The 4,646-nt window shown below is 61.5% G+C and carries 3 protein-coding genes; 1 reads left to right on the top strand and 2 read right to left on the bottom strand.

What is annotated here, in order from left to right; all coding sequences use genetic code 11:
- Window positions 1-141 precede the first annotated feature (141 nt).
- Complete coding sequence (locus PMI26_RS21840) at window positions 142-1,479, bottom strand: MFS transporter (RefSeq protein ID WP_007972271.1); 1,338 nt, start codon at window positions 1,477-1,479, stop codon at window positions 142-144.
- Window positions 1,480-1,697: 218 nt separating this feature from the next.
- Here PMI26_RS21840 and PMI26_RS21845 point away from each other — a divergent pair, with 218 nt between their 5' ends.
- Entirely contained in the window at window positions 1,698-2,264 is a 567-nt protein-coding gene (locus PMI26_RS21845) for a nucleotidyltransferase family protein (protein ID WP_033047604.1), read from the top strand.
- Between the two features lie 73 nt (window positions 2,265-2,337).
- Here the strand turns inward: PMI26_RS21845 and PMI26_RS21850 are convergent.
- On the bottom strand, window positions 2,338-4,646 hold a 2,309-nt coding region (locus tag PMI26_RS21850), incomplete at its 5' end, for an Ig-like domain-containing protein (protein ID WP_007972269.1).

The raw sequence follows: 4,646 nt of genomic DNA, 5'->3' as shown, positions 1-4,646 counted from the left end.
CGACCATCGCTGGCAAGCCAGCGGCCTCCAAACCAGTGAAAGCCCCAAAAGCAGCCGGCAATTGTGCAGGGTTTTGCTGGCCAGTCAAAGGCCGCAGAGGGAAACCTCGTTGACATGACGGCTGCCGGCTCGTTTCGTGTCTCAGGCGGATGCACTTACGCCTTCGGCTTTCTCCTGCGCCGCCACGTCATGCAGGGAGATCCTCGAGGTCTCCGGCAATGCCAGTCCCCCGGCCAGCGCGAGTAATGCAATCGCAATCAGGTAGAACGCCGGCGACAGGTTGCTGCCGGTGGTGCTGATCAGCCACGTCGCCACCAGCGGCGCGGTGCCGCCGAACAGGGTGTAGGCCATGTTGTAGGTGATGGCCGAGGCGGTGTATCGAGTGTGGGTCGGGAAGGTTTCCGAGAGCAGGGCCGCCGTCACCACGCCACACAACACCGCGCCAATCGCCAGGAGCATGACGCCGACGACGGACGCTGCGAACGAGCCGGAGCTGGCCATCAGGAATGAGGGATACACGACAACGATCAACAGCGCGCAGGCCGTCATCACCGTCATGCGACGCCCGACCCGATCCGAGTACAGCCCGGCCAGCGGGCAGATCGCCGCGGCGAACAGCAATGCAATCAGCGACACCAGCAACGCGGTTGCGCGACTCAGGCCACCGGCGACTTGCAGGTAAGTCGCGAAATAGGTGGTGAACATATAAAACGACAGGGCGGTCAGTGACACGAAGGCACCCAGGCAACAGATCGCCGCCCCATGGTTGCGCAAGGTGTCCTTGAGCGGCGAGTGGGCGACCGCATGATCCTGGGTCACCGCCTGGAATGCCGGTGTCTCGTCGAGCTTCCAGCGCAAGTAAAGCCCCACCAGGCCCAGCGGCGCAGCAATCAGGAACGGCAGGCGCCAACCCCAACTGCCCATGGCTTCGGCCGACAAAGACGCCTCGAGCGCGTAGGCCACCACGGCTGCCGCGGCGAAGGCGGAAAATGTCGACACCGGAATGAAGCTGCCGTACCAGGCTCGCTTGTCGCTCGGTGCATGCTCCATCAGGTAGGCACAGGCACCTGCGTATTCACCCCCGGCGGAAAAGCCCTGGGCGCAACGGATCAGGGACAGCAGAATCGGCGCCATGACCCCGATCGCCGCATAAGTGGGCAGCAGACCGATCAGGGTCGTTGCGCCCGCCATCAGCAGAATGGTCATCGCCAGGGTTCGCTTGCGGCCGATCCGGTCGCCCAGCATGCCGAAGAAAATCCCGCCAAGGGGGCGGAATGCGAAGGCTACGGCGAACACCGCAAAGGTCTTGAGCAGCGCGGCGCTGGCATCGCCGCTGGGGAAAAATTGCTGGGCGATGGTCGTGGCCAGAAAGCCATAGACGGCGAAGTCGAACCACTCGACGAAATTGCCGATACCGGCGGCGACAATCACTCTTCTCAGTGTTCCCGGGCTGACTTGTTCCATATTTGCGCTCGTCATGCTTGACCTCGACAGTTCGTCAGTAAGCTATCGATTATCGGGGCAGGCACGGCGGCGGCTCACTTCAAAAGTGTCATCCACGTAGTCAGTACCGACGAGATAACGCTGAATGGCACCTGATTGGCCGGATAAGGGAACGGGCAGTGTTTTTCGTGAATTTGTAAAGCAGCGGGGGTATTGTCGGTCGCCAGGATCAGATCGATAGGGAAGGGATGAAGATGACATTGACTGCCGAAAGCCTGGTCAGGATCGCAATGACCAATCCTATCAACGCACAAATTTACACACGCTTGCCCGAGCTCGGCTTGAACCAATGCATGCTCACGGCCGGTTGCCTGTTCCAGGCCGTCTGGAATCATCAGTCGCAGCGACCGCCAGAATGGGGCGTGAAGGATTACGACGTCTTCTACTTCGATGATGATCTGTCCTGGGAGGCAGAGAATGAGGTCATCCAGTCAGCCCGGCAGCTGTTCAACGACCTCGACGTGAACATTGAGGTCAAGAATCAGGCCCGCGTTCACCTGTGGTACAGCCAGCGGTTCGGCGGGAATTATCCCAGGCTTCAGTCTGCCCGAGACGGGATCGACCGCTACCTGGTTGCCGGTACCTGCATAGGTTGGGATGTCGCCACCGGCGAGGTCTATGCCCCCAACGGCCTGGCCGACACAGAGCACGGGCTGCTTCGAATCAATCCAGGAAATCCCAGGCCGGACCTGTTCGATCAGAAGGCCAGAAGTTATCAGGCTCGCTGGCCGTGGCTCAGGATCATCGCACCGCACAGTTGAAGGCAAGCAGCTGAACTTACCGATTCGGGCCTCAAATCCTTTGAGGCCCTCGTCGCTAAAGCCAGGTTGAAACTCAGTTCTTCACTATCGGCACCGTCACGGTTTTGCCAAAGGCCGACTTGATGGTCGCCGTCGGGGCAGCCGCCGGGCCGCTGCCGACGGTTGTCACCGCTATATTCCAGCGCGCGCCTGTAGGCGTCGTGGTCAGGGTGGCGGCGCCAAGGTTCACCGTGCCGGTCGTGGTCGTGGCCGTCGCGGTGATGGTATTGCCCGTGCCACGCGAGGTGGTGCCGGACAGTACCCAATACCAGCGGCTGTTACTGCGGGCGGTCACGGTAGCGCCGGTGACGATCAGGTTCTCGACGACCCCTGCCGAGACCGCCACGGTTACCGTCGCCAGTGCCGATTCCGCACCCTTGGCATCGGCGGCCTGATAGGTAAAGGTCGCAGTGAATGGCGCGGTGACCGTGGCCGGTGGCGTGTAGATCACGCGCAGGCCATCGGTGCTGACCGAGCCCATGCCGGAGTCCGGTTGTGCCAGACCCACCACTTTAAGTGGCACGTTACCGTCAGGGTCGCTGTCGTTGGCCAGCACGTTGATGGTCACCGGTTGGCCGGTGTTGCTGATGGCGCTGTCGGGGTTGGCGATCGGTTTCTGGTTATCGTCGTTGGTACGGGTATCGCCAGTGCGGAAGGTTGGCAGCGCGGCGGAGTTGACGTAGGTCACGCCGTCCCAACCTGGCAGGGGCGTTGGCATCAACTGGAACTGGCCCGGATTCTCGCTATCCCAACGCATCAGCATGGAGGTGTCCTCGTGCTGGGTGTTGTGGCAGTGCTCCATGTAGGTCCCGGCGAACTCACGGAAGCGGATGGCGATGTCCACGTCCACGGTACTGTCGATGCCCTGGCCAATGAGATAGACGTCCTTGCGTGCCCATTTTTCCCATTCCGGCGGTGCCTTGCCGTCGCGGCTGAGGACGACGCCTTCTTCGAAATGCACGTGTACAGGGTGGCTCCAGCCGTTGCCGCCGTTCTTGATTTTCCACACTTCCAGGGTGCCGTCGCCGGAGAACCCAGCCGGGGTCGGGCCGCTGGCCAGTTGTGGCGCGGCGCTGATCCGGCGCAGGTCCGCGCGGTTGCCGAAACCACCATCGGTCTTGATGGTCCAGGGTTCTCCATCGGTGCCGTCGGAGCGACCGAAGATGAACTCCCGATGCCGCACGGTCTTGAGCTTGGCCTGCATCGTTGGATCGTCGCGGTTGACCGTCAGCGGGATCATGACCTTGCCGACCGGTTTACCCGGTTTGGCGGGTTCGTAGTCGGCGGGGTTCATGCTCACGTCCTGGCCGGCATAAGGCTGCACCACCATCTGCATGAACTTGCCCACCGCCGGGTCACCCAGGTCCCATTCCAGCCCCTTGCTGCCCAGTTTAAGCACCGCTTTGTACTTGCCGGACAGGACATCGGCCAGGCTCAGCGCAATATTCTCCGGACCCTTGCCGTTCTGATGCTCCATCAGGTTGACGAAGTACAGCTTGTCGCCGGTCTTGATCCCGTATTTCGAGAAGTTGACGATGATGTCGAAACGCTCGGCAATGCCCTGGGTGGGCAGTATCGCGTTGTGGTCCTGCACATCGCCGTCGGCGTCCAGGTCCATGCTGCCGTCGAAAGGCACGGCGTGTTCCATGAGGTTGCCGTCGTTGGCGATCATGTGGAACGGCACCCGGGTATAGGACAGGCCGGAACCTGCCGGACCGGGGAATTCGCCACCGGTGCCGACGACTTCACGCACCAGCGCGATCCTGAAGAAACGCGACACCGAGCCATTGAGGATGCGGAAGCGATAGCTGCGCGCACGCACGTTCAAGCGCGGCTGGTACTGCCAGTTGACCAGGATCTGATCGCCGAGGAAGCCATCGGTGTTGAACGGGTTGAACCACAACTGGCCGTTGGCATCCCAGGCCTTGTCGGCCACCATCAGGTTGACGTCGTAGTCACGGTTACCCCAGGGCAAGGCCGAACCGCTGGGCAGGCGCAGGTTGACACCGTCTTCCATGGCTTCGTTACCGCGATCCATGGCGCTGTAGTAGTTCATCATCGTCGCGTTGCCCTTGTAGACATTCTGCGCGGTGAAATCGAGCATGTGGTCGTGGAACCAGTGGGTGCTCATGGTCTCGCGCCAGTCGCCACGAATCTTGATGCTGCCGTTGTTGCAGGTCTTGAGGCCCGGAGTGGCGTCGTTGACGAACAGGGTTTCACCCGGAGCGCAGGGGAACGCCGCGCGCGGATCCTGCGCATTGGTATTGATGCTGTCATAGCCGGCCAACTGGATCGGCCAACGATAGTCGTAGTACTGGCCCGGAAAGAAAAACGCATTGGCAT

This window comes from Pseudomonas sp. GM33 (assembly GCF_000282295.1).
Lineage (GTDB): Bacteria > Pseudomonadota > Gammaproteobacteria > Pseudomonadales > Pseudomonadaceae > Aquipseudomonas > Aquipseudomonas laurylsulfatiphila.
The sequence above is the reverse complement of the archived record's forward strand: the minus strand, read 5'-3'. Positions and strand labels throughout refer to the sequence as shown.

Excerpts from the sequence above, each read along its gene's own strand:
- PMI26_RS21840 (WP_007972271.1), bottom strand. The coding sequence starts at position 1,479 with ATGACGAGCGCAAATATGGAACAAGTCAGCCCGGGAACACTGAGAAGA.
- PMI26_RS21845 (WP_033047604.1), top strand. The coding sequence starts at position 1,698 with ATGACATTGACTGCCGAAAGCCTGGTCAGGATCGCAATGACCAATCCT.